At 63.1% G+C, this 24432-nt stretch carries 20 protein-coding genes; 8 read left to right on the top strand and 12 right to left on the bottom strand.

Going from position 1 to position 24432, the window contains the following annotated elements:
- Positions 1–19 precede the first annotated feature (19 nt).
- The 3 genes from trpS to JYP46_RS16290 all read left to right on the top strand — a co-directional run bounded on the left by trpS (position 20) and on the right by JYP46_RS16290 (position 2451).
- On the top strand, positions 20–1087 hold the full coding sequence (gene trpS / locus JYP46_RS16300) for a tryptophan--tRNA ligase (protein WP_206548709.1): 1068 nt from the start codon (positions 20–22) through the stop codon (positions 1085–1087).
- Between the two features lie 93 nt (positions 1088–1180).
- On the top strand, positions 1181–1672 hold the full coding sequence (locus tag JYP46_RS16295) for a universal stress protein (RefSeq protein ID WP_113153955.1): 492 nt from the start codon (positions 1181–1183) through the stop codon (positions 1670–1672).
- Positions 1673–1878: 206 nt separating this feature from the next.
- The gene (locus JYP46_RS16290; RefSeq protein ID WP_113153956.1) at positions 1879–2451 is read left to right on the top strand and encodes a NifU family protein; all 573 of its coding nucleotides are present in this window, start codon (positions 1879–1881) and stop codon (positions 2449–2451) included.
- A 375-nt stretch (positions 2452–2826) separates the two neighbouring features.
- On the opposite strand, the gene JYP46_RS16285 is transcribed toward JYP46_RS16290, so the two are convergent.
- Positions 2827–3450 (bottom strand): L,D-transpeptidase, encoded by a 624-nt coding sequence (locus tag JYP46_RS16285; protein WP_113153957.1) that lies wholly within the window; start codon positions 3448–3450, stop codon positions 2827–2829.
- A gap of 212 nt (positions 3451–3662) precedes the next feature.
- On the opposite strand from JYP46_RS16285, the gene cueR reads away from it, so the two are divergent.
- Together cueR and JYP46_RS16275 are read left to right on the top strand one after the other, a co-directional pair.
- A complete protein-coding gene (gene cueR, locus JYP46_RS16280; RefSeq protein WP_113153958.1) occupies positions 3663–4052 on the top strand; it encodes a Cu(I)-responsive transcriptional regulator in 390 nt (129 codons plus the stop codon).
- A 38-nt stretch (positions 4053–4090) separates the two neighbouring features.
- Entirely contained in the window at positions 4091–4591 is a 501-nt protein-coding gene (locus JYP46_RS16275; RefSeq protein WP_113153959.1) for an MmcB family DNA repair protein, read from the top strand.
- Between the two features lie 3 nt (positions 4592–4594).
- Here the strand turns inward: JYP46_RS16275 and JYP46_RS16270 are convergent, their stop codons facing one another.
- From JYP46_RS16270 to JYP46_RS16245, 6 genes are all read right to left on the bottom strand, one after another.
- Positions 4595–5212, bottom strand: a complete 618-nt coding sequence (locus tag JYP46_RS16270) for a 2-hydroxychromene-2-carboxylate isomerase (RefSeq protein ID WP_206548708.1) — start codon at positions 5210–5212, stop codon at positions 4595–4597.
- A gap of 53 nt (positions 5213–5265) precedes the next feature.
- Positions 5266–5820 carry a thioesterase family protein gene (locus JYP46_RS16265; protein WP_113153961.1) on the bottom strand — a complete coding sequence of 185 codons (555 nt, stop codon included), beginning with the start codon at positions 5818–5820 and terminating at the stop codon, positions 5266–5268.
- 482 nt (positions 5821–6302) lie between these two features.
- On the bottom strand, positions 6303–8522 hold the full coding sequence (locus JYP46_RS16260) for a 3-hydroxyacyl-CoA dehydrogenase NAD-binding domain-containing protein (RefSeq protein ID WP_206548707.1): 2220 nt from the start codon (positions 8520–8522) through the stop codon (positions 6303–6305).
- Positions 8523–8544: 22 nt separating this feature from the next.
- Positions 8545–9753: an acetyl-CoA C-acetyltransferase gene (locus tag JYP46_RS16255; protein WP_113153963.1), complete on the bottom strand. Its 1209-nt coding sequence runs from the start codon at positions 9751–9753 to the stop codon at positions 8545–8547.
- A gap of 223 nt (positions 9754–9976) precedes the next feature.
- Positions 9977–11773: an acyl-CoA dehydrogenase C-terminal domain-containing protein gene (locus JYP46_RS16250; RefSeq protein WP_113153964.1), complete on the bottom strand. Its 1797-nt coding sequence runs from the start codon at positions 11771–11773 to the stop codon at positions 9977–9979.
- Between the two features lie 190 nt (positions 11774–11963).
- The gene (locus tag JYP46_RS16245) at positions 11964–12455 is read right to left on the bottom strand and encodes a MerR family transcriptional regulator (protein WP_206548706.1); all 492 of its coding nucleotides are present in this window, start codon (positions 12453–12455) and stop codon (positions 11964–11966) included.
- Positions 12456–12884: 429 nt separating this feature from the next.
- Between JYP46_RS16245 and JYP46_RS16240 the strand changes: the two genes are divergently transcribed.
- The 3 genes from JYP46_RS16240 to JYP46_RS16230 all read left to right on the top strand — a co-directional run bounded on the left by JYP46_RS16240 (position 12885) and on the right by JYP46_RS16230 (position 18561).
- Positions 12885–16640, top strand: a complete 3756-nt coding sequence (locus JYP46_RS16240; protein ID WP_206548705.1) for a peptidoglycan-binding protein — start codon at positions 12885–12887, stop codon at positions 16638–16640.
- Between the two features lie 208 nt (positions 16641–16848).
- A complete protein-coding gene (locus JYP46_RS16235) occupies positions 16849–17769 on the top strand; it encodes a sulfite exporter TauE/SafE family protein (protein WP_113156140.1) in 921 nt (306 codons plus the stop codon).
- A 3-nt stretch (positions 17770–17772) separates the two neighbouring features.
- Positions 17773–18561, top strand: a complete 789-nt coding sequence (locus JYP46_RS16230; protein ID WP_113153967.1) for a TIGR02186 family protein — start codon at positions 17773–17775, stop codon at positions 18559–18561.
- A gap of 24 nt (positions 18562–18585) precedes the next feature.
- Here the strand turns inward: JYP46_RS16230 and pdeM are convergent, their stop codons facing one another.
- The 5 genes from pdeM to JYP46_RS16205 all read right to left on the bottom strand — a co-directional run bounded on the left by pdeM (position 18586) and on the right by JYP46_RS16205 (position 24385).
- On the bottom strand, positions 18586–19293 hold the full coding sequence (gene pdeM, locus JYP46_RS16225; RefSeq protein ID WP_206548704.1) for a ligase-associated DNA damage response endonuclease PdeM: 708 nt from the start codon (positions 19291–19293) through the stop codon (positions 18586–18588).
- Complete coding sequence (locus JYP46_RS16220) at positions 19290–21821, bottom strand: ligase-associated DNA damage response DEXH box helicase (protein WP_206548703.1); 2532 nt, start codon at positions 21819–21821, stop codon at positions 19290–19292. Before JYP46_RS16220 ends, pdeM begins: the two co-directional genes overlap by 4 nt.
- An 85-nt stretch (positions 21822–21906) precedes the next feature.
- Positions 21907–22539, bottom strand: coding sequence for a phosphonate metabolism protein/1,5-bisphosphokinase (PRPP-forming) PhnN (gene phnN, locus JYP46_RS16215; protein ID WP_206544474.1), 633 nt, complete (start codon positions 22537–22539; stop codon positions 21907–21909).
- Positions 22536–23675, bottom strand: a complete 1140-nt coding sequence (locus JYP46_RS16210) for an alpha-D-ribose 1-methylphosphonate 5-triphosphate diphosphatase (protein ID WP_206548702.1) — start codon at positions 23673–23675, stop codon at positions 22536–22538. Before JYP46_RS16210 ends, phnN begins: the two co-directional genes overlap by 4 nt.
- A 2-nt stretch (positions 23676–23677) precedes the next feature.
- Complete coding sequence (locus tag JYP46_RS16205) at positions 23678–24385, bottom strand: DUF1045 domain-containing protein (protein WP_206548701.1); 708 nt, start codon at positions 24383–24385, stop codon at positions 23678–23680.
- Between the last annotated feature and the right edge of the window lie 47 nt (positions 24386–24432).

The raw sequence follows: 24432 nt of genomic DNA, 5'->3' as shown, positions 1-24432 counted from the left end.
AGGCATTCAGGAAAGATCCATGAGCGAATTCAAGGAGCTCGTCTTCTCCGGCGTTCAGCCGACGGGCAATCTTCACCTCGGCAACTATCTGGGCGCGCTGCAGAAGTTTGTGGCGTTGCAGGACAGCCATGAGTGCATCTATTGCGTCGTCGATCTGCACTCGCTGACCGCGACCATGGCGCATGCCGATCTGGCTGACCAGACGCGCTCGATCACCGCCGCCTTCCTGGCGAGCGGCATCGACCCGAAGAAGAACATCGTCTTCAACCAGAGCCAGGTGCTGCAGCACGCCGAACTCGCATGGATCTTCAACTGCGTCGCGCGCATCGGCTGGATGAACCGCATGACGCAGTTCAAGGACAAGGCCGGCAAGGACCGCGAGAACGCCTCGCTTGGTCTGCTCGCCTATCCGAGCCTCATGGCCGCTGACATTCTCGTCTACCGCGCCACCCACGTGCCGGTGGGCGACGACCAGAAGCAGCACCTTGAGCTGACGCGCGACATTGCGCAGAAATTCAACAACGACTTCTCCCAGCGCATTGCCGAGCTTGGCTATGGCGTCGAGATGGAAGTCGGCGAAGAGAAGGTGAACGGCTTTTTCCCGCTCACCGAGCCGCTTATCGAAGGCGCGATCACGCGGGTGATGAGCCTGCGCGACGGTTCCAAGAAGATGTCGAAGTCGGACCCGTCCGACCTGTCGCGCATCAACCTGACCGATGATTCCGACGCCATCGCCAAGAAGATCCGCAAGGCGAAGACGGACCCCGAGGCTCTGCCGTCCGAGGTCGACGGTCTGGCCGACCGTCCCGAGGCGCAAAACCTTGTCGGCATCTATGCCGCGCTGTCCGGCGTCCCCAAGGCCGATGTGCTGTCCGAGTTCGGCGGTCGCCAGTTCTCCGAGTTCAAGCCGGCTCTGGCCGAACTCGCCGTGGACAAACTCGCCCCCATCGCCGGCGAGATGCGCCGCATCCTGGCCGATCCGGCCTATATCGACGGCGTTCTGCGCGAGGGCGCGGGCCGGGCGCGCGAAAAGGCCGAGACGACCATGAAGATGGTGCGTGAAATCATCGGGCTCATCGACGGGTGAGCCCCTTTTACGCATCGTCTTGCCGAAACCCTTTCGCGATGGCAGATTGCGCGGAATGGGGCGGGGCACTCGCCTGCAACACAGGACGTGTGAATGGTCTCTAAGCGACTGATCCGCGAGGCAGGGCACCGCCGCAAGTTCCTTGCCATCATCGATGACACTCCCGAATGCGAACGGGCCGTGGCCTATGCGGCGCGGCGCGCCCAGGCCACCAGCGGCGCGCTCGTCCTTCTCTTCGTGATCGAGCCGGGCGATTTTCAGCACTGGCTCGGCGTCGAGCAGATCATGCGGGAAGAATCGACCGCGACGGCAAACGCCGCGCTCGACACCCACGCCACCAAGGTGCGCGAAACGGTCGGCATCGAGCCGGAACTGGTGGTGCGTGAAGGCGCATCGGCCGACGAGATCCACAAGCTGATCGAAGAGGATCAGGACATTGCGATCCTGGTTCTGGCCGCCGGCAGCTCCAAGGAAGGGCCGGGTCCGCTCGTCTCCTCCATCGCCGGAAAAACGGCCGCGTTCCCGATTCCCGTCACGGTCGTGCCGCAGAATCTGAGCGACGAGGAAATCGAAAGCCTGGCATAGGGGCGGGGCGCTTCCCATATGTGCTCCGGAGCGCCGGACCGAAAGCGGCCCCCGTTTTCGGCTGTTCCGATGCTTCCCCAGTGGTTCGGGTCGTCTTTTCTGCGTCGGCATGGCGCAGGGCGGTCTGGCCACATGCATGCTTGAATGCGGCAGGCTTTCTGCTTATTTTAGAATTATTCCAAGAAACGCCAGATCGGAAAGTTACAATGTTCATTCAGACCGAAGCGACTCCCAATCCCGCGACGCTGAAATTCCTGCCTGGCCGTGTTGTTCTTGAAGAAGGCACCGCCGATTTCCGTCAGGCGGAAACGGCCGCAGAGGCATCGCCTCTGGCAGAGCGCCTCTTTGCCGTGCCCGGCGTGACGGGCGTGTTCTACGGCTACGACTTCATTACGGTCACGAAGGAAGACGGTCCCGACTGGCAGCATCTGAAGCCGGCCATTCTCGGCACGATCATGGAGCATTTCATGTCGGGCCAGCCGGTCATGGCCACGGGCGGTCCAGGCCTGCCTGCCTCCGAGGATGGCGAGTTCTACGACGAGGCCGACGAGGCCATCGTCTCCACCATCAAGGAGCTTCTGGAGACGCGTGTGCGTCCGGCTGTGGCGCAGGATGGCGGCGACATCACCTTCCGCGGTTATGAGAAGGGCACGGTCTTCCTGCACATGAAGGGTGCCTGCGCCGGTTGTCCGTCTTCCACGGCGACGCTGAAGCACGGCATCCAGAACCTTCTGCACCACTTCGTGCCGGAAGTCCGGGAGGTCGAACAGGTCGTCTGACCCCTCCTTGGCGCTCTCTTTTTCGCACGATGTTTGGATTCAATAGCGAAAACGCCTTATTCAATGTTCTTGCGCAATTGCGGGCACCGTCTTCGAGGCCCCCTTCTCCCCGCGTGCGGGGAGAAGGTGAGGATGAGGGGCGAGCGCCAGCTTGCGCGAACCCACAACATGGCGGGATTTTCATACGCGGCGTCAGCCCCTCATCCCCCTGCCGGGACCTTCTCCCCGCGTGCGGGGAGAAGGAAGTCGTCATTCGGCTGGAGCGCCCTTTGTGCATCCGAAGCGCTAAGGATGGAGAGATACGAAAAAACCGGGCTCTGAGGCCCGGTTTTTTTCAGGGTCGACCAAGGCCGACCCCTGTTGCTGAGACGGTTACTACCGCTTAACGATTACTTTAGCACCAATTTCGGTACGGTTGTAAAGGTCGATGATGTCCTGGTTCATCATTCTGATGCAGCCGGAAGACATTGCCTTGCCGATCGAGCGCCATTCCGGCGTGCCGTGCAGGCGATAGCCCGTGTCGCCGCTGCGGTTGAAGAGATAGAGCGCGCGCGCGCCAAGCGGGTTGGACAGGCCGGGCGGCATGCCGCCGCGCCATTTCGCCAGCTCGGGCTGACGGCCGATCATGGCTGCGGGCGGGGTCCAGGTGGGCCATTCGCGCTTCATCGCAACGCGCGCCGTGCCGGACCACTCAAAACCTTCGCGGCCAACGCCGATGCCGTAGCGCATGGCCTTGCCGTTTTCCTGCACCAGATAGAGGTACTTGTCCTTGGTATCGACGATGATCGTGCCGGGCTTTTCCTTCGTCTCGTAGGAGACGATCTGGCGATGATATTTTCGCGGAACCTGGCTGATCGGAATGCGCGGCAGCTGGTAGCCCGCATCCTTCACCGTACCGTAGTCGGAGGTGAACACCTTGAGAGGCCCACCCGTCGTGCACCCGGCAAGAGCGGTTGCAAGTCCCAGTGCCGCAGCCACGACGATTGATTTGAATCTCATATGTTCCCCCGGTCCCCCAATTTGTTAAGTGTGCCTGAATTGCGCCGCACTTTGACCATCATTCTTAAATTCCTGGTTAATGAAATGACAAGATTTGGATGCGTCTTACGTTGCGTAATCCCGTTATTGCCGCGTGATATTGCAAACGCGCAACACAATCCCCAGTTTCAGATGGCGGAATTCAGCAAGCGTGGAAGTTCAGGAGACGTGTCATGAACGTTGGCGAGGCGGCCCGTCGTTCGGGCCTACCGGCAAAGACGATTCGCTATTACGAAGAAATCGGCCTTGTTTCGCCGGCGCGGGCCGGAAACGGTTACCGCGATTACAGCGATGAAGACCTGCACTTCCTGACCTTTCTGAAGCGCGCGCGCGGTCTCGGCTTCGCCATCGAGGAATGCCGCCAGCTGATGACGCTTTACCGCGACAAGCACCGGGCGAGCCACGATGTGCGCGGCATCGCCATTTCGCATGTGGTGGCAATCGACGAGAAAATTGCGGAACTGCAGGCCATGCGCGCCACGCTGAGCAAACTCATCAATGCCTGCCATGGCGACAACCGGCCCGATTGTCCGATCCTGGACGATATTGCCGGGGCGCAGTGACGCTTCAAGCGGCTCACCGTTGATGGCATAATATTTCCATGCCGATCATTTCACCGATTCCCGTCAACCCGCTGGCCGATGGTCGCCAGTCGGAACGCGCCATGGTCATTCGCCGGGGCGTGCAACGCCTGCTCATCACCATGGGCGCCGTTGTTCTGCCGGAGCTGACGCTCGCCACCGGCCGGCGCGCCGATCTCGTGGCGCTGACGAAGAAGGGCGACATCTGGATCATCGAGATCAAGTCGTCGGTGGAGGATTTTCGGGTGGACCGGAAATGGCCGGATTATCGCCTGCACTCCGACCGCTTCTTCTTCGCCACCCACCCGGAAGTGCCGGCGGAGATTTTTCCCGAGGAATGCGGTTTCATCCTGTCGGACGGTTATGGCGCGGAGATCCTGCGCGAGCCGGACGAGCACCGCCTTGCCGCCGCCACCCGCAAGGCGATGATGCTGCGCTTTGCGCGGGCGGGGGCGGCGCGTCTCACCGCTGCGGAACTTGCGGGCATCGACGTGCCGCTGGCCGAGGGTGAGACAGGCTGAGGCTTACGGCGTGATCGGCTGACGGCCTGTCGCAAGTGCATGGTCGAGATACTCGACGCGGTCCTGCCCGAAGAAGGCCTCGCCGTTCAGCACAAAGGTGGGCACGCCCACCGCGTCGGCCTCTACGGCGTCCCTGGTGTTCTGCGCGCGGATTTCGGCAATCGCCTCGCTTTGCGCCTTCTCCAGAATGGACGCGGCGTCGAACTTCTCCAGTTCCAGATATCTGGTCAGCGTGTCCGGGTCGGCAATGTTTTCCTCATTGGCCCACACGGTGGCGAAGACGCGCTCCATATAGCTCAGCGGATCATGGCCCTCTGCCGCTAGTGCTGCGATCACACGGTCGGAAAGCTCCGGATCGACGGGCCAGTGTTTGGGCGTCTTGTTGATCGGCAGGCCGCGAAAATCGGCGATGCGCTGGATCTCCACCAGCCGCTGGCGCTGGCGCACCGGGGGGCGCCTGGGCGGGGGAACCGCGCCGGAGATCTCCCAGACACCCATCAGGTTGATCGGCTTCACGCGCACATCCGCGCCGTGCTTGGAAAGCACGGTGCGCAGAGCCTGGTGGCCGAGATAGGTGAAGGGCGAAGCGGAAGTGAAGTAATAGTCGACGGTCGCTGTCATCGATGTCTCCGGTGCATGTTGGTGGCCGGAGAGTAGCGATGCGGTCTGGCGACTTAAAGGTGTGAGGACAACACTTTTGCGCGAGCGCGCAGGCCCTGATGCGAGGCGATGAAGGCTTTCTCTTCCGCATTGGGCGCACGCGGCGCGCCATCGTGGCCGAGTGTGCGCATCAACTCGTCGACCGGCACGAAGCGTTTGCCGCGCTTGTCGTAGACCCCGCCCGTGGTCAGCACCATGGCGGCAACGCGCCCGTCATCCAGCACGAAACGGTGCTGGCCGATGATCTGCGTGTCTTCCCATGTTTCGATGGTGGAGACGACTTCGAAGCGCTGCCATAAGCGCACCTCGCGCACATAGGCCGTCTGCAGGCCGCCGAGCAAGGGAGCCCAGCCGCGCTTGCGGGCTGCGGCGACCAGTCCGCTGCGCAGGAAGATGTCGATCCGCCCCATATCCGCCAGCATCATGTAGCGGGCGTTGTTCAGGTGGATGTTCATGTCGATGTCGGTGGGCAGGCAGCGGAAGGAAAGCTTGCTCTCGTCGCCCAGCCGATAGACGCCCCGGCTCTTGCGTGTGGCGGCCACGCGAAGAAGACGCATCCAGACATACATGATTTTCTATCCCGGGGAGGTTGGTGTTGCGGTCGGTGCTTGTCCTAGGGTCAGGACCTATAAATATGGCCGCAATGGCGTTCGATAGACCAAGAGATGCCAGGAAAAGCCCGCAGAGCGGGGTCTTCCCCCGGTCAAGGGGTTTGACGCGGCAGGTCGCCGGTCTATCGAACGTCCTTCGGATCGGCCTGATTTGCACTGCTACTTTGTCGCAAGCCCTTGAAAGACGTGAAGTCTTCCTGCGGTCTTGCTTCGCGTATCCGCACAAATCAGGCCGACCATTGCGGCCATATTTATAGGTCCTGACCCTAGAGCAATTCCAGAAAAAGCGGGAGCCGGTTTTCAGTTCGGATCTGCCAAAAACAACAAATCGGAGCGCTTAAGCCGCTTTGGGGAAACCGCGATTTTGGGGCGTTGACCTGTTCACCGTCCCGGATGCGGAGCACGCCCGGGACGGTGTTGTTCATTTCAGCCGGCGGGCTTCAGGCGGCCTTCTTCTCCGCCGCCTTTTCGGGCGCGAAGCGCTGGTAGAAAGTCTCGCCGCTCCCGGCCATGTCCAGAAGGAGTTTCGGGGCCTTGAACTGCTTGCCGTATTTCTTCTGAAGGCGCTTGGTCATGGCGACGAAGGCTTCTGCTCCCATCCCGTCGATATAGGAGAGGGCGCCGCCCGTGTAGGGCGCGAAGCCGAAGGCGAGAATGGAGCCGACATCCGCCTCGCGCGGATCGACGACAATGCCTTCTTCCATGATCCGGGCCGCTTCCAGCGCGATCGTGGCGAGGAAGCGCTCCTGCAATTCCTCGACGTCGATCTTGTCCGGGTTCTTCTGCGGATAGAGATCCTTCAGGCCGGCCCACAGATGCTTCTTCGCGGGCTTTGCCGGATAGTCATAGAAGCCCTTGCCATTCTTGCGGCCAAGGCGGCCATGCTTGTCGACCAGCGTGTCGATCAGCTCCATGTGGCGCGGATCGACGGCCTTGGGGCCAAGATCACGCACGGTCTGCTTCATGATCTTCTGGGCGAGGTCGACAGCCGTTTCATCGGTGAGCGCAAGCGGGCCGACCGGCATGCCGGCCATCTTCGCCGCATTCTCCACCATCGGGGCGGGAACGCCTTCGATGACCATGGAGAAGGCCTCCTGCATGTAGCGCAGGACGCAGCGATTGACGTAGAAGCCGCGCGTGTCGTTGACCACGATGGGCGTCTTCTTGATGGCGCGCACATAGTCCATCGCCATGGCAAGCGCCTTGTCGCCGGTCTTCCTGCCCATGATGATCTCGACCAGCATCATCTTGTCGACGGGCGAGAAGAAGTGGATGCCGATGAAGTTCTTCGGGCGTTTGGAGTTTTTCGCCAGGCCGGAGATCGGAATGGTCGAGGTGTTGGAGGCGAACACGGCCGACGGCTTCAGAACGGCCTCGGCCTTCTCCGTCGCCGCCTTCTTGATCTCCGAATCCTCGAACACGGCCTCGATCACCAGATCGCAGCCTTCAAGCTCCGCATAATCCTCGCTCGGGGTGATGAGCGAGAGGAGCTTTTCCTTGTCCTCGGCGGTGGCGCGGCCGCGCTTGATGCTCTTGTCCATCAGCTCGGCGGAATGCGCCTTGCCCTTTTCGGCGGACGCCGTGTCGCGGTCGATCAGAACGACCGGAATGCCGGCTTTGGCCGTGACGAAGGCGATGCCCGCGCCCATGAAGCCTGCGCCCAGAACGCCGATCTTTTTGAACTTCCTGACCGGCACGTCGTCGGGGCGGCGCGCGCCCTTGTTGAGTTCCTGCAGCGAGACGAAGAGCGAGCGGATCATCATCTTCGCTTCGGTCGTCTGCATGATCTCGGTGAAATAGCGCTGCTCGATGGTCAGCGCCGTCTCGAAGGGCACCAGCATGCCCTCATAGACGCATTTCAGGATCGCGGCTGCTGCCGGGTAGTTGTTGTAGGTCTCGCGGCGCAGAATGGCGATTGCCGGCGGCCAGAGATTCGCGCCCGCCGCCGAGTAGACGGGGCCGCCGGGCAGTTTGAAGCCCTTCTCGTCCCATGGCTGAACCGGGCTGAGGCCGTCGAGGATCATCTTCTTCGCGGTCTCGACCAGTTTCTTCGGCGCGGCGATCTCGTGGATCAGCCCCATGGCCTTCGCCTTCTGCGGCGTCAGCGTCTGGCCGGTGGTGAGCATCTGCAGGGCTTCCTGCGGCTTGGCCAGACGCGGCACGCGCTGGGTGCCGCCCGCGCCGGGGAAAATGCCCACTTTCACTTCCGGAAGCGCCATCTTCACTGCCGGGCTGTCGGCTGCGACACGGCCATGGCAGGCGAGCGACAGCTCGAACGCACCGCCCATGCAGGTACCGTTGATGGCCGAGACACAGGGCTTGCCGGAGGTTTCAAGCTTGCGCCAGAGCCAGCCCATGCGGCCGGCATTGTCGAACAGCAGCTTGACCGCCTTCTTGCGGTCGTTTGCCTTTTCCTTCTCGAACAGGCCGAGCATCTTCTGCAGCATGGTCAGGTCCGCGCCGCCGGAGAAGGTCTCCTTGCCGGAGGTGATGACAGCGCCCTTGATCGCATCGCTGCCGGCAACGTGATCGATGATCGCATCCAGCTCGTTCATCACCTCTTCGGTGAAGACGTTCATGGAGCGGTCCGGCATGTCCCAGGTGACGAGCGCGACGCCGTCTGCGTCCACGTCAACGGTAAAGTTCTTGTAGTCGGTCATGGTCTGATCTCTCCCCGACAGCTCAAACGCGTTCGATGATGGTTGCGGTGCCCATGCCCGCGCCGATGCACAGCGTGACAAGCGCCGTGTTCAGGTTGCGGCGCTCCAGCTCGTCGAGAACCGTGCCGAAGATCATCGCGCCGGTTGCGCCGAGCGGGTGGCCCATGGCGATTGCGCCGCCATTCACATTGATCCGGTCGTGGTCGATCTCGAAAGCCTGCATGTAGCGCAGCACCACCGAGGCGAAGGCCTCGTTCAGCTCGAACAGGTCGATGTCCGAAAGCTTCATCCGGGCTTTCTTCAGAAGCTTCTCCGTCACGTCGACCGGGCCGGTCAGCATGATCGCTGGCTCGGAGCCGATATTGGTGAAGGCGCGAATTTTGGCGCGCGGCTCCAGCCCCATGGACTTGCCGGCCTTGCGCGAACCGAGCAGCACTGCGGCCGCGCCATCGACGATGCCCGACGAATTGCCGGCGTGGTGGACGTGGTTGATGCTCTCAAGCTCCGGATAACGCTGCACGGCGACGGCGTCGAAACCGCCCATTTCACCCGGCATCACGAAGGAGGGGTTGAGCTGGCCAAGCGCCTGCATGTCGGTGCCGGGGCGCATGTGCTCGTCGTGATCGAGAATGGTCAGGCCGTTCTGGTCTTCCACCGGGATCACGGATTTCTTGAAATAACCCTTGTCCCAGGAGTGCTTGGCGCGCTTCTGGCTTTCCACCGCATAGGCGTCCACGTCGTCGCGGGAAAAGCCGTATTTCGTGGCGATCAGGTCGGCAGACACGCCCTGCGGCATGAAATAGGAGGGAATGCCGACGGACGGGTCCATGAACCATGCGCCACCGGACATGCCCATGCCGACGCGCGACATGCTTTCCACGCCGCCGGCAATGACGATCTCGTCGGAGCCGCCGGCAATCTTGGCCGCGCCCAGATTGATTGCGTCGAGGCCCGACGCGCAGAAGCGCGAGATCTGGATGCCCGGAGCCGCGTTCGCGTAGCGCGCCTCGAAGGCAGCCGAGCGCGGGATCACGGAACCGGCTTCGCCGACCGGATCGACGCAGCCGAAAATGATGTCGTCCACTTTTGCGGTGTCGAGGCCGTTGCGGTCGCGCACGGCTTCAAGAACTTTTGCGCCAAGGCGCACGGCGGGCACCTCGTGCAGCGAACCGTCCTTCTTGCCGCGTCCGCGCGGCGTGCGCACGGCGTCATATACATAAGCGTCAGCCATATCGGTCTCCCTGCTTTATGGACCCAACGCGGGGTCGTGCAATTGGTTCAAAGAGGGCTGGCAATCGCCAGCCCCGGGATCTGTTCGGCGCTTCAGGTGCGCTGCGGGCCGGCGGGCCGGAGATGGTCAAAGTCGGGCTGCGGGTCTGACACGTCGCGCTTCCTCAGGGACCGGCTTGCACGCTGGCACGTGCAAGCTAGAACGGGTGTGGCCGTTACGCCAGTCAAAACGCCTCTTCCGGAAGCGCCATCATGGTGTCCGCACCGCTCGAAAGGCGCGCAAGATGCGCGGCGGTTTCGGGCATGACGCGCTCCATGAAGTAGCGTCCGGTGGTGATCTTGGCTTCGAGGAAGGCGGCGTCGCCATTTGCCCCGGCGGCAAGCTGCTCCTGCGCCGTCCTGACCATGCGGCCCCACATGTAGCCGAGCGCCACGAGGCCCATCAGGTGCATGTAATCATGGGAGGCAGCGCCCGCATTGTCGGGCTTCTGAACGGCGTTCTGCATCAGCCAGAGTGATGCGGCCTGCAGATCGTTGAGGCCCTTCTTGAGCGCCTTGGTGAAGGGGGCCATGGTCTCGTCTTCGCGGTGCGCTTCGCAGAAATCGCCCACTTCCTTGAAGAAGGCCTGCACGGCGCGACCGCCATTGGCGGGCAGCTTGCGTCCCACGAGGTCGAGCGCCTGGATGCCGTTCGCGCCCTCATAGATCATGGCGATGCGGGCATCGCGCACGAACTGGCTCATGCCATGCTCTTCGATGTAGCCGTGGCCGCCAAACATCTGCTGCGCCATCACCGCATGCTCGAAACCCTTGTCGGTGAGCACGCCTTTCACCACCGGCGTCATCAGCGCCATGTGGTCGGACGCCGTCTCGCGTTCCTTGTCGTCTTCGGAGAGATGGGCGACATCGGATTTCAGCGCGGTCCAGAGGATCAGCGCGCGGCCGGCCTCGTTGAAGGCGCGGATGGTCATCAGGTTGCGGCGCACATCCGGGTGAACGATGATCGGATCGGCCTTCTTCTCCGGTGCTTTCGGCCCGGTCAGCGCGCGGCCCTGCAGGCGCTCGCGGGCATATTCGACCGCGCCCTGATAGGCGGCTTCGCCGATGGCATGGCCTTGCAGGCCGACGCCAAGGCGCGCCTCGTTCATCATCGTGAACATGGCTTTCAGGCCGCCATTCTCCTCACCCAGAAGATAGCCGGTGGCTTCGTCATAATTCATGACGCAGGTGGCGTTGCCGTGGATGCCCATCTTCTCTTCGATTGCCCCGCAGGAAACGGCATTGCCATCGCCCAGCGCGCCTTCGTCATCGACCATCACCTTCGGCACGATGAAGAGCGAGATGCCCTTCACGCCCGCCGGCGCGCCCTCAATGCGTGCAAGCACCAGATGGATGATGTTCTCGGCCATGTCGTGCTCGCCGGCCGAGATGAAGATCTTCTGGCCGGAAATCCGGTAGCTGCCGTCGCCGTTCGGCACGGCCTTGGAGTTCAGAAGGCCGAGATCGGTGCCGCAATGGGGCTCCGTCAGGTTCATGGTGCCGGTCCAGGTGCCTTCCACCATTTTCGGCAGCCATTTCTGCTTCTGCTCATCGGTGCCATGCGCGAGGATCGCGGCGATGGCGCCCTGTGTGAGGCCGGGATACATCATCAGCGCCATATTGGCCGAGACGAGGTACTCGCTCACCGCCGTGTGCACCGTGTAGGGCAGGCCCTGACCGCCATATTCCGCTGGCACGGAAAGGCCAAGCCAGCCGCCCTCGCAATACTGACGATAGGCGCCGTCGAAGCCCTTGGGCGTCGTCACCGAACCGTCGGCATGACGGGTGCAGCCTTCCATGTCGCCGATGCGGTTGAGCGGCTGTATGACGTTCTCAGCCAGTTTCGCGCCTTCGCTGAGAATCGCCTCGACAATGTCGGGCGAGGCGTCGGCGAAGCCCGGCAGATTGTCGTGATTGCCATAGCCCAGAACATCGTTCAGCACGAACAGCGTGTCGCGCACGGGCGCCTGATAGGTTGGCATGAGAATCCTCCAGCTCTCGTAACAAAGGCGCGAAGAGGCCATTCGCGCAGCGTTACAGTCGCTCTAACAAATTTTGACGTTTGCGTAAACGTCAAAAACGACGCAGCGCACGACAAGACCCCGCGCGGTGCGTGTCCGCGCGGGGTCTTGTGATGAACCGGAAGGAAAGAGGGGTAGCTGGCGGAGGTGGTCAGCCTGCGTCGCGCAGGGGCGATGCACCGTCCAGGCGGGTCGAGACCTCGCCGATCAGGGTCTTCAGCTCATTGATCGCGTCATCAATGGAAGTGCGCTGCTTTTCAAGCCGCACCATCTGGCGTTCCGACTTCTTCAGAACAAGCTGAAGCTGCTTCACGTTTCCGCCATCCGGCTCGTGCAGGTCGAGCACTTCCTTGATGTCGTTCAGCGAGAAGCCGATTTTCCGGCCGAGCAGGATGTGCTGCAGGCGCAGCTTGTCCGTGCGGGAATAAAGGCGGGTCGTGCCGGCGCGCTCCGGCCTCAAAAGGCCCTTGTCTTCATAAAAGCGCAGGGCGCGCAGGGTTACGCCAAACTCCCGAGCCATCTCGCCGATGCGGGTGTATTCTCCGGCGTGTTCTCCGGCGTGTTCCGGGGCATGCTCTGGGGACTGTTCAGGAAAATCATTTCCCTCGGCCGTCTTTTCGACTGCCACTGCAATGTTCGTCATGATCACTGTTCCGTACTGATGTGCGCTCCGGCGGGGGGACCGGGATGGGCATGTCTGACGTTAGGTTTTCGCCAGTGGCAAAATTGTGCCGCCCAGACACGCTCTAAAGGGCGCGCTTATGCGGTGCAGAATGCGGCATTACAAGGGCCGCAGCGCAAAATGTGATCGGCTTGCCAACAATCTTTTTACGGGATTCCTCACCGAAGACTTAACCTTCGGTAAGGATTGTTAACTCCGTGTTTACCACGATCAGCGAAATGTGAACCGTCAGCACACGGTGCTTGTTTGCATTCGCTTCGAGGTCCGCTGCTGACCGTGGGTGTCTTAACAGTGTTTGTTTTCTGCCTTCCGGCATTTCAAGGCTGAAAGTCCCGCGTGGCAAGAAATCTCGACGGCCAACCGGTACACGGTGGAGAGGCGGGCGTTCCGATGAACAATAAGCGTTCCTATCTGGAAAATATCAATGCCGGTCGCCGGCGGCGGCCCGGGACAGATGCGTCGCTTGACGAGATCAGTCGGACGCTGGACCACCTGGAAAACCGCCTTGGAAAAGCGACCGGGCGTTTCGACCAGCAGGTGGATGAAAATGACGTCGCCCGGCGAATCCAGGAGCTGTCGGAAACGGTCTCGCATTCCTATGTACGACCGGCTGGCCGCATGCCCGCGCCCCGGCAGGAGCCGGCTTCGCGCGCCTCGCTCGAACACGCGGCGCATGAGCTTGAGCGCTCCCGCCGTCAGGAACGCGAGTTCAATTCGATCGGCAACATTGCCGAAGAACTCAAGACGCTGCGCAGGGATCTGCGCGACGTGATGCGTTCGGGCATCAGCGACGAGTTCGGCGCGCTACGCAAGGAGCTGGCAGGCATCATGGCCTCCGTTCCCAACAGCGCGCTCAGCAGCGAGCTGGTTGTCGAATTCGAACGCCTGTCCAACGCCATTGCCCATCTCGCCGAGCGCGGTGACGACAGAAACGTCAAGATGCTGCGGCTCGAGATGGAAGAGCTGAAGTCTTCCATTTCCAGTCTCGCGCGTGAAGAAACGCTGCGCGCCGTGGATCAGCGCTGGGATGCTTTCGACGACAGGTGGAGCGCATTCGAAGACCGCGTTTCCAGCGATCTGAGCCGCAGCGGCCCCGCCATCGACATGCTGCACCAGCGGATCGAGCAGATCGCGCATGCGGTGAACAGCCTGCCGGAATCGCTGTCGCTTCAGTCTCTGGAGGATCGTGTCCGCACGCTCGCAGGCGCGCTGGATCAGCTTCTTGAGCGCAAGCAGCAGGACAATCCCGAACTCTATGCCGCCATCGATGAGCGGCTTGACGAGATCAGCCGCGCGATTGCTGCGACCATGCCGAAAACGCAGGCTGCTTCGTTTGACCCGCAGCCCTTCGAGCGCATTGAGGCGCGCATCTCTTCGCTGGCAAATCAGGTGGGCGAGCTTCTGAACGAGCGCCCGGGTGGCGAGGCTGTCGGGCATCTCAGCGAGCAGATGTATTCGCTGTCGCAGCGCGTGGACGAGATCGCTGCGCGTATCGACATGCCGGAGCAGACGGTTGAGCGGTTGGCCAGCCAGATTGCCGGCATCGCGCACAAGCTGGACAACGCACCGGAGCCGCAGATCCCCGAGCACATGCTGCGCGGCATTGAAGACCGGTTCGCGCATTTGTCGCAGATGATCGAACAGCGCCATGGCGACGCCGCAGAGCAGGGCCGGTCCCTGGTTCACGATCTCGAGCATCGGCTGCAGGACATTGCCGCCCGCATCGACGAGCGCAGCAGCAGCGAGCCCGTGCGCAACGAGGCCGATCTCATGGCGACCATCGACGCCCGGTTCAACGAACTGGCGGCGCGGCTCGACACGAGCACACGTGAAGCGCCGGGCAACGAGGCTCTGCGCGCCCTCGAGATGCGGCTTGATGACATTTCCGGTCGCCTGCAGACGTCTTCGTCGCAGGTATCGTCCATCGATCCGGAGGTGATCCACAATCTCGAGGCGCAGGTGCGCAGCCTCTCCGAACATTTCTCCCGCCCGACGGCGGACCTGCCGGAGTTCGAGGATCTTGGGCCCCGCCTGGAGAACATCGAACGCTCCATCCAGGAAAACCGCGCTTCGGTGGTCGAAGCCGCACGGCAGGCAGCCGAGCAGGCAATCGGCGCGCTGGGCGACACGCAGAATTTCGACAGCAATTTCGACCGTGAACTGCGCGAAGAACTGAAGGCGCTCGAAGCGCTGACCCGCAAGTCCGACGAGCGCAACACCAAGACGTTCGGCGCGATCCATGACACGCTGCTCAAGATCGTGGACCGGCTTGGCGCTGTCGAAGGAACTGCTGGCGAGGGCGTGGCTGTGCAGGCAGAGCCGGCAAAAATTCCGGTCGCTGCCGCTCCTTCCATCGATCCCGGCAATGACGTGTCTCCGGTTTCTGCACGCGCTGCGGAAGAGGCGATGCCGAAGCGCTCGCCCGCCGAAGCGGCAGCTGCCGCCGCGCGCGCTGCGCTGGACGAGGATGCGCAGGAAACGGAAAAGGCCCCCGGCAAATCATCGCTTCTGGGCGGGCTGACGCGCGCTCTTGGAAGCCGTCGTGACCGTCAGCAGCGCGACGAGCCCCGGAATGAGGTCGAGAACGAGGCACCCGCCGAACTGGACGCCAGCCTTGAAGCCATCGATCTGGATGACGACCGCATCAATGAGCCGCTGGAACCGGGTTCCGGCGCGCCGGACCTGAATGCGATCCTGCGTCGTGTTCGTGACGAAAAGAAAGCGACCGTCCGTCCGGAAACGGATGATGCGGCCAAGTCGGATTTCATCGCGGCGGCGCGCCGTGCGGCGCAGGCGGCTGCGGCCGAGGCCGAGATCCTGAAAAAGCGTCAGGGCGATGCTGCGGAAGATACCGGCGGCTTCGGGATCAAACGTTTTCTGAAGCGGAGCAAGAAGCCTCTGGTGGTGATGCTCGGCGCGGGCATCGTCGCGGCGGGCGGCTATCAGGTCGGAAAGACCTATCTTGCGAATTCCACCGCCATTCCGACGCAGATGACCAATGAGACCACCAGCGCAGAGCCTGCGCCGGTGATGGCGCAGGCCGAGCCTGCCCCGGTCGAGCGCAAGGTGCGCGTGCTGGATGAAGAACCGGCCAGGGTTGCTGCTGCCGAAGAGCAGGCCACGGATGGCGTCGTCGACACGCTGGCCTCCATGCCCGAAATGGACGCGCCGCTGGACGAGCCGGTTGGCAAGTTTGAGGAAACCCTGACGGGCAACGAGACCGTCAGCATTCCGGAAGATGTTGCCCCTGAAGCACCCAAGCCCATTTCGCTGGACACGGTTCCGGTGGATGCCGGTCCGGTGCCGCTTCGCGAGGCCGCAGCCGAGGGCGACCCCAAGGCGCTGTTCGAGATCGGCAGCCGCTACGCGGAAGGTCGTGGCACGCAGGCCGATCTGACGAAGGCCGCTGAATGGTACACCAAGGCAGCCGAAGCAGGTTTTGCGCCGGCTCAGTATCGGCTGGGCGACCTCTACCAGAAGGGCAATGGCGTGGACCGTGACGCCGCCAAGGCGAAGATGTGGTTCCAGCTTGCAGCCCAGCAGGGCAATGCCAGCGCCATGCACAATCTCGGTGTGCTGTTCGCCATGGGTGCGGATGGCCCGGCCGACAACAAGTCCGCCGCCCGCTGGTTCATTGAAGCTGCCGAGCATGGCGTGAAGGACAGCCAGTTCAATCTGGGCATCCTTTCGGCCAAGGGCATGGGCATACAGCAGGACCTGACGGAAGCCTACAAATGGTTCGCCATCGTTGCCCAGGGCGGTGACAGGGATGCAGCCGCCAAGCGCGACGAAATCGCCGCTGCGCTGTCGCCCGGGCAGCTGAAACAGGCAGAAAACAAGACGGCGCTCTGGAAGGTCAAGAAGATCGATCCGGCGGTCAATCTGGTCGATATTCCGGAATCCTGGCGTGAAAGCCGCGAGCTCACGGCGAGCGTCGACATGACCAAGGCGATCACCAACATCCAGCTTATCCTGAACAAGGAAGGCTTTGATGCGGGCACGCCTGACGGCATCATGGGCGCCAAGACAAAGGCCGCGATCACGCAGTTCCAGAAGGCCAATGGCCTGAACCCGACGGGGCAGGTCGATGAGGCGCTGGTGCGTGCCCTTCTGGAGAAGAATGAAGCGGCTGTAAGCGCTCAGTAAGCTGTCACGGCATCGTTTGCCGGCAGGTTGATGTGTGTCCCGGAGGACGCACGTCATCTTTGTGTGGCAAGCCGTTCAAACTTTTCCGGTTTCTGCCACCTCCCGGTTTGACTTCGCGGGCGGTAGGGCGCAGAACGGAAGCACGCATTAATGCTTCCACACCTCGTCCGGCGCCGCTGCCGGGCAAACAATTATTCGGGTGCCGCGGGTGGGTATTTATCTCCCAATCGCCGAAATGTCCGTCAACGTTTTCGTGCTGCTTGCCATGGGCGGCGCGGTGGGCTTTCTGTCCGGCATGTTCGGGGTTGGCGGCGGGTTTCTTATCACGCCGCTCTTGATCTTCTACAACATCCCGCCTGCGATCGCTGTCGCCACCGGCGCCAATCAGGTGATTGCGTCGTCCTTCTCGGGCGCGCTGGCGCATTTCAAGCGCAAGTCTCTTGATGTCAAACTGGGCACTGTCCTGCTCGCCGGCGGCATTGTCGGCGCGTCCATCGGCGCGTTCGTGTTCGCCTATCTGCGCCGGCTGGGCCAGCTCGATCTCATCGTTTCGCTGCTCTATGTGGTGTTTCTGGGCGTCGTTGGCGGCCTGATGCTGATGGAGAGCGTGCGCGCCATCCGGCGTTCGCGCGGTGGCCAGACGGCCACGCTCAGAAAGCCCGGCCAGCACAACTGGATTCACCGTCTGCCGCTCAAGATGCGTTTTCGCGCGTCGAAGCTGTTTGTCAGCGTCATTCCCGTGGTGGTGCTTGGTGCGTTCATTGGCTTCCTGGCGTCGATCATGGGTGTCGGCGGCGGGTTCATCATGGTGCCGGCGCTGATCTATCTGCTCAAAGTGCCGACCAATGTCGTGATCGGCACATCCCTGTTCCAGATCATCTTCGTGGCGGCCTTCACCACCATCATTCACTCCACGGCGAACCAGAGCGTCGATGTCGTGCTTGCCTTCCTGCTGATGGTCGGCGGCGTGGCCGGTGCACAATATGGCGCGCGGGTGGGGCAGCGTCTGCGCGGCGAGCAGCTGCGTGCGCTTCTGGCGCTTCTGGTTCTGGCGGTGGCGCTGCGTCTCGGCTTCGACCTGTTCGTACAGCCGGAGAGTGTCTACAGCCTGTCCACGGGAGCGATGTGAGCCATGCGCGCGCGTTTCCTGGCAGCCGCCACCTCGCTTCTTCTGCTCCTGCCGGCCCTGCCGGTGCGGGCGCAGGACGAAATCCCCGAGAACATCCAGATCGGCCTTTCCACCGATCAGGTGTCGATCACGTCCGATTTCAGCGGCGCGGAGCTGACCATTTTCGGCGCGCTCGACAATGCCGACCCGCTGGTGGCGCGGCAGGGACGTTACGATGTCGTGGTGGTTCTGGAAGGGCCGCCGCGCGCCGTCACGGTGCGCAAGAAGACACGCGTGCTGGGCATGTGGATCAACACGGAATCGGTCATCTTCCGCGATGTGCCGGAATCCTATTCCATGGCGCTCACCCGCGCGCCGCAGGACATCAGCACGCCCGACGGATACAAGAGGCTCGCGCTGGGTGCGGACAATCTGCACTTCCAGCCGCTCAAGGCCGATGGCGATCCGAAAACCATCGAGGAGTTCACCGAGGCGCTGCTTCAGCGCAAGGAAGCGCTCGGGCTCTACTCGACGCAGACCGGCGGCGTGCGCTTCCTCTCGCAAAGCCTGTTCCGCGCGTCCCTCAAGCTGGCCCCCAATGTGGCAGTCGGCACGCACAGGGCGCGCGCCTATCTGTTCCGCAACAGCGTGTTCCTGCGCGAGACATCGGCCCAGCTAACCATCCGCAAAGCGGGTCTTGAGCAGCGGCTTTACGAATTCGCCCATCAGAACAGCCTGATCTACGGCATCGCCGCCGTGCTGATCGCCATCATCACCGGCTGGCTGGGACGGATCATCTTCCGCAAGGACTGAGCGCGCGCGCTCCGGCGCTGTGCTTCAGCGCAGCATGCTGCCTGCAATGGCGTAAATGCCCTGCCGGCCCAGCATGTAGGCGGCCAGCCGCTCGCGCGCGAACAGGCCGTCGAAAGGACGGTCGAGCACGTTCAGTGAACCGGTCAGGCTGCCGAATGCGGGCATAATAAGCCGGCTACCGTCCGAGGCGAAGCATGCGCGCCGCACCGAGCGGCCGCGGCGCACGATGCGCGCGCCGGGATGCAGATGCCCGGCAATCTCGCCACGGGCATTTCCCTTTGCCGGCTCATGACGGAAGATCAGCCCGTCGATGGCGATCTCCTGCGCGCAGTGGCCGGGAAGGTCCGGCGGCGGGGCAGGGTCGTGGTTGCCGGCGATCCAGTGCCAGTCGCGCGCGCCGATGAGTTCGACCAGCCGCGTGCGGAAAGGCCCGGGCATGTGCGCCGCGCCGTGATCGTCGTGAAAACTGTCGCCAAGGCTGATGACAATCTCCGGATCGTAGTCGGCTAACGTTGTTGCCAGCCTCTTCAGTGTGGCCGCGGTGTCGTAGGGCGGCAGCATGCGCCCGCGCCGGGCGTAGGCCGCGCCCTTCTCAAGATGCAGGTCGGAGACGACCATGAGGCTCATCTGCGGGAAGAACAGCACGCCGCGCCAGTCGCACACGGCCTCGTGTCCGGCGATGCGGACCGTCAGTGCGGTGCTTGTCCCGGTTGCGGGTGCAAGGCTGTTCATGCCTCAAGAGCCTCCTGCATCAATTCCTCGCCGGAAAGCCGTGAGGCTTCGCCGAGCAGCGCCTCATTGGCGTCGCCGGCCACGGCCTCTTTGCCGATCTCGAGCATGATGGGCACGGCCAGCGGTGAAATGCGACTGAGAGATTTATGCACGATTCGACCCCGAATGCGCGACAGCATCTCCCCCAGTCTCCTGACATCAAGCAGGCCCTGCGCGGCGTCTGCCCAGGTGGCCTGCATCAGAATGTGGTCAGGCTCATGAGCCCGCAAAACGTCGTAAATGAGGTCGGCGGAAACGGTCACCTGCCGGCCGGTCTTCTCCTGTCCGGGGTGGCGCTTTTCGACCAGTCCCGAGATCAGCGCGCAATTGCGGAAGGTGCGCTTCAAAAGCCAGCTGTCGGCGATCCATGCTTCCAGATCGTCGCCCAGCATGTCCTCGTCCATGAGCGCGGCGAGGCTCAGCCGTCCGTCCTTCAGCATGGCGGCCATGTCGTTCAGGCCCCACACGGCGATGGCGTAATCATTGGCGACGAAGCCGAGCGGGTGTGCGCCTGCCCGCTCCAGCCGGCGGGTCAGAAGCATGCCAAGCGTCTGGTGCGCGAGCCGCCCCTCGAACGGGTAGAGCACCATGTAGAAGCGCTCGCCGCGCGGAAAGGTCTCCACCAGAAGGTCTTCGCGGCGCGGGAGGATCGACTTGTCGCGCTGGATGGAAAGCCATTCGGCCACCTGTTCGGGCAGCGCCTTCCAGCGCTTCGGGTCGGCCAGCATGGCCCGCACTTCGGACGCCAGGTAGGTGGAGAGCGGAAACTTGCCGCCGGCGTAATAGGGCACTTTTGCATCCTCGCCGCCGCCCGCCGAGACGAGGCACTCATTCTCGCGAATGCCTTCGAAGCGCAGCACCCGGCCCGAGAAAAGGAAGGTGTCGCCATGCGTGAGCGTTTCGAGGAAATATTCCTCCACCTTGCCCAGCACCGGTCCGCCGCGCGAGGCGTTGCCCCGGCCGCGCCTGACCATGCGGATGTTGAGCATGGGGGATTCCACGATGGTGCCGACATTCAGCCGGTATTGCTGGGCGATGCGCGGATTGGCGATGCGCCACAGCCCGTCTTTCGTCTTGCGGATGCGGGCATAGCGCTCATAGGTCTTGAGCGCGTAGCCGCCGGTTGCCACGAAATCCACGATGCGGTCGAAGGTTGTCCGGTCCAGCGCGGCATAGGGGGCTGCACTCGCCACTTCGCCATAAAGCACGTCGGCGTCGAAGGGGGCGGCGCAGGCCGAGCCCAGAACGTGCTGCGCCAGCACGTCGAGCGCGCCTTCCACCAGTGGCGGCGTGTCCTGCGCACCCAGATAGTTCGCCTCAAGGGCGGCGCGGCACTCCATCACCTCGAAACGGTTTGCCGGCACGAGAATGGCGCGGCTCGGTTCGTCCATGCGGTGGTTGGAGCGGCCGATGCGCTGCGCCAGCCGGCTCGCCCCCTTTGGCGCGCCCACATGCACGACCAGATCCACGTCACCCCAGTCGATGCCGAGGTCGAGCGTCGACGTGGCGACGATGGCCCGCAGACTGTTGGTCTCCATCGCCTTTTCCACCTTGCGCCGCTGGCCGACATCGAGTGAGCCGTGGTGCAGAGCAATGGGCAGATTGTCATCGTTGGCGCGCCACAATTCGCGGAACAGAAGCTCCGCCTGACTGCGTGTGTTGACGAAGAGCAGCGTGGTGCGGTGGGCCCTGATCGCCTCATAGACCTTCGGAATGGCGTAGAGCGCGGAGTGCCCGGCCCAGGGCACGCGCTCCTCCGTCTCCAGAATGGTGATGTGCGGCTTTGCGCCACCCGACACGGTCACGATATCGGACAGGGCGCGGGCCGTATCCTGCGGCACGAGCCACCGGCGCAGCTCATCGGGCTCGGCCACCGTCGCGGAAAGACCGATGGTCTGAAGCTCCGGCCGCATCCGGCGCAGTCTGGCCAGCGCCAGCGAAAGCAGATGCCCGCGCTTGGAAATCACCAGCGAGTGCAATTCGTCGAACACCACGAAACGCAAATCCGAGAAGAACCTGTCCGCATCGGGCGAGGCGATCAGAAGGGCGAGCTGTTCGGGCGTGGTGAGCAGAATGTCGGGCGGGGCGTGTTTCTGCCGCTGGCGCTTGTGGGTGGGTGTGTCGCCAGTGCGCGTCTCCATCGTTACCGGCAGCTCCATCTCGGCCACAGGCATGTTCAGATTGCGCTGAATGTCGACGGCGAGCGCCTTGAGCGGCGAGATGTAGAGCGTGTGCACGCCACGCCGCGCTGCGCCGGGTTTGCGCTTCGGCCGCGCCGCGAGATCGGTGAGGGTGGGCAGAAAGCCGGCCAGCGTCTTGCCCGCACCGGTGGGGGCGATCAGCAGTGCGGAGCGACCGGCCTGCGTGCGCGCCAGAAGTTCGAGCTGATGCGCGCGCGGCTGCCACCCGCGCGTGGCGAACCACGCGCTGAAGGGCGCTGGCAGAAACGGGGCGGCAATGCCGTCGATGGGGTGCGTCCGGTGTTCCAAGATAAACTAGAACTAAACCAGAACAGAGAAAGCGCCAAGAGGCGCTTTCAGTATCTACTCACATATCCGAAACGGGGGCGGAGCCTCACACGGAATCGCTTACCGCGCTCCAGGCTGCAGCGCGGCGCAGAACGTCCTGAAACCGCTCGCCCGCTTCTTCCAGCGTGCCGGAATTGTCGATCACGGTTGCGCCTTCGACGGTCAGTTCCTTTGCGTGCGCCCGTTCGAGCCGCGCCAGAACCTCTTCGCGGGTTTCGCGGCCACGGCTCGAAAGCCGCTCGGCCAGCACGTCGCGGGCGGCGGTCACGATCACGGCGACCACATTGCCATAGCGCTCGCGCAGGAGCGGAATGACGGCGCGCGACACGTTGGCCACGGCCACATGCCCGTCGCGCACAATGTCATCCACGCTTGCCGGCAGGCCGTATTTCAGTCCGTTCGCTTCCCAGCTCACGGCGAATGCGCCCTTTGCCTCGGCTTCATCGAAATCGGCGCGCGTCAGGCAGTCATGGGCCTCGCCTGCGCCGTCCATCTCACGGGTGATGACACGACGCACAAAGGTCACGTCGCTGTCCTGCGGCCCGAGCCGCTGGCGCGCATAGTCCATCACAGAGTCCTTGCCGGCCCCCGAAGGACCGGCGACGGCGATGAATACGCCATGGCGGATCGGGACGTCCTGCTCGTCGATGACACGCTCCAGCGTGGCCGATGCCCTCATGCCACCCGCGCCCCCTCGCGCCAGACCGAACGCACGATCGGAACATGCTCGTCCACCCGCACGCGGATCACGTCGCCGCGGCGGCCCTGTTCGAGAATGCCGCGGTCATCGAGACCCACGGCCTCTGCCGGGTTCTTGGAAACCATGGCAACGGCCTGCGGCAGCGAGATGTGGTCCACGGTCTCGCCCAGCGCGAAAGCGGCCTGAACGAGGCTGAAGGGAATGTAGTCGGAAGACAGGATATCGAGCGTGTTGCCCTCGGCCAGGCTGCGGGCGGAGACATTGCCGGAGTGCGAGCCGCCGCGCACCACATTGGGCGCGCCCATCAGCACCTGCATGCCGGCGTCGCGCGAGGCGGTTGCCGCTTCCTGTGTGGTCGGGAACTCGGCCACGCGAACGCCCTGCGTCGCCGCCTCGTCCACATGCTCCATGGTGGCGTCGTCATGGCTCGCCAGAATGATGCCCTGCTCGCGGCAGATGTCGGAGATGGCGTTGCGGTGACGGCTGGAATAGGTCTGCGACTGCGCAACGCGCTTTTCGCAGAACTCGCGGAAATCCTCTTCCGTCATGCCCGTCTTGTTCATGTAGTAGACTTTGTAGGTGTCGATGCTGGTGAACTGACGCTGGCCCGGCGAATGGTCCATCAGCGAGGCGAGTTTCACGCGGTTGTCGTTCTTGAAGAGCTCGAACCCTTCCAGGCAATCGGGTGCGGAAACCTCGCAGCGCAGATGCAGGAAGTGATCGGCGCGCAGGCGGCCGGCCTCCACGCTGTTCTCGATGGCGTTGCCCAGTTCGCGCATTTCATCCGCGCCGAGATTGCTGTCCTCGTCGAGGCCGATGCGCAGCGCGTCAAACACGGTGGTGATGCCCGAAGCGGCGATCTGCGCGTCATGCGCCAGCACCGATGCGATGGGGTTCCAGCGCACTTTCGGGCGCGGGGCGTAGTGGCGTTCCAGATGGTCGGTGTGCAGCTCGACAAGGCCCGGCAGCAGGTAGTCGCCTTCCATGTCCTCGCCGATGGATGCATTGCCGGCGGCAATGTCGACGATGCGCCCGTCGCGGATCACCACGCTGCCTTCGATCACCTCATCGGGCAGCACGATGCGGGCGTTTCTTAAAACCAGTTCTTGCGTCATTATCAGGCGGTCTTTCTTGTCTTGTTCCAGCCGAGCGCGTGGGAGTATCTCACCTGAAAGGGTGCGCCCGGCTCAGGCTCGATGAACAGCGCCAGCGAGCCGATTTCCAATGGTTCCGACAAAAGCGGCCCGAAGAAGGCGTCTATGGCGCGCTCCATGCGGACAGCTTCTGCCTGCGGCACGCGGCCGGTCAGCGTCATGTGGAAGCGGAATGCTTCAAACACGTGGGGGTAGCCCCATTTGTAGAGGTTCTTGAGCTGGCTGGGCGACAGGCCCTCGGGGTTGCGGCGCTCCAGCTCTTCCTGGGTCAGCGGCGCGCGGAAGGGCTCGAACGCCTCCACGATGTTGCCGGCCAGCGCATCCAGCCGTGGGGAGCGGTCCTCGGGCACCAGCGCAAAGAAACCGTCGAGACGACGCACAACCGCACGCGGAATGATCACGGGCTCCGTGCGCTCGCAGAATTCCGCCAGCGCGGCGATCAGGCTCTGTTCGCTCTGACCCTCCGCCAGATGGAACGGGGCCTTCAACGTTGCATGGAAGCCGTAGCGGCGCGCGGCTGCGGTGTGAAAGGAAATCTCCGCAGCAGAGAAGGGGCCTGCCTCCACGGGCGCGATGGACTGGCCCGTAAAGGCGTCCCGGCCGAGCCAGCGTGCGGCGGCCCGCGTCAGCGGGTCGTCTTTTTCGGGTGTGAAGTAGATTGCGTAGCGCATGAGCATATCCTCGCCGAAAGCGATGCAATAGGCGATTTGTGTGACAG

It is taken from the genome of Nitratireductor aquimarinus, assembly GCF_017255295.1.
Lineage (GTDB): Bacteria > Pseudomonadota > Alphaproteobacteria > Rhizobiales > Rhizobiaceae > Nitratireductor > Nitratireductor aquimarinus.
This window is presented reverse-complemented; position numbering and strand designations above follow the sequence as displayed.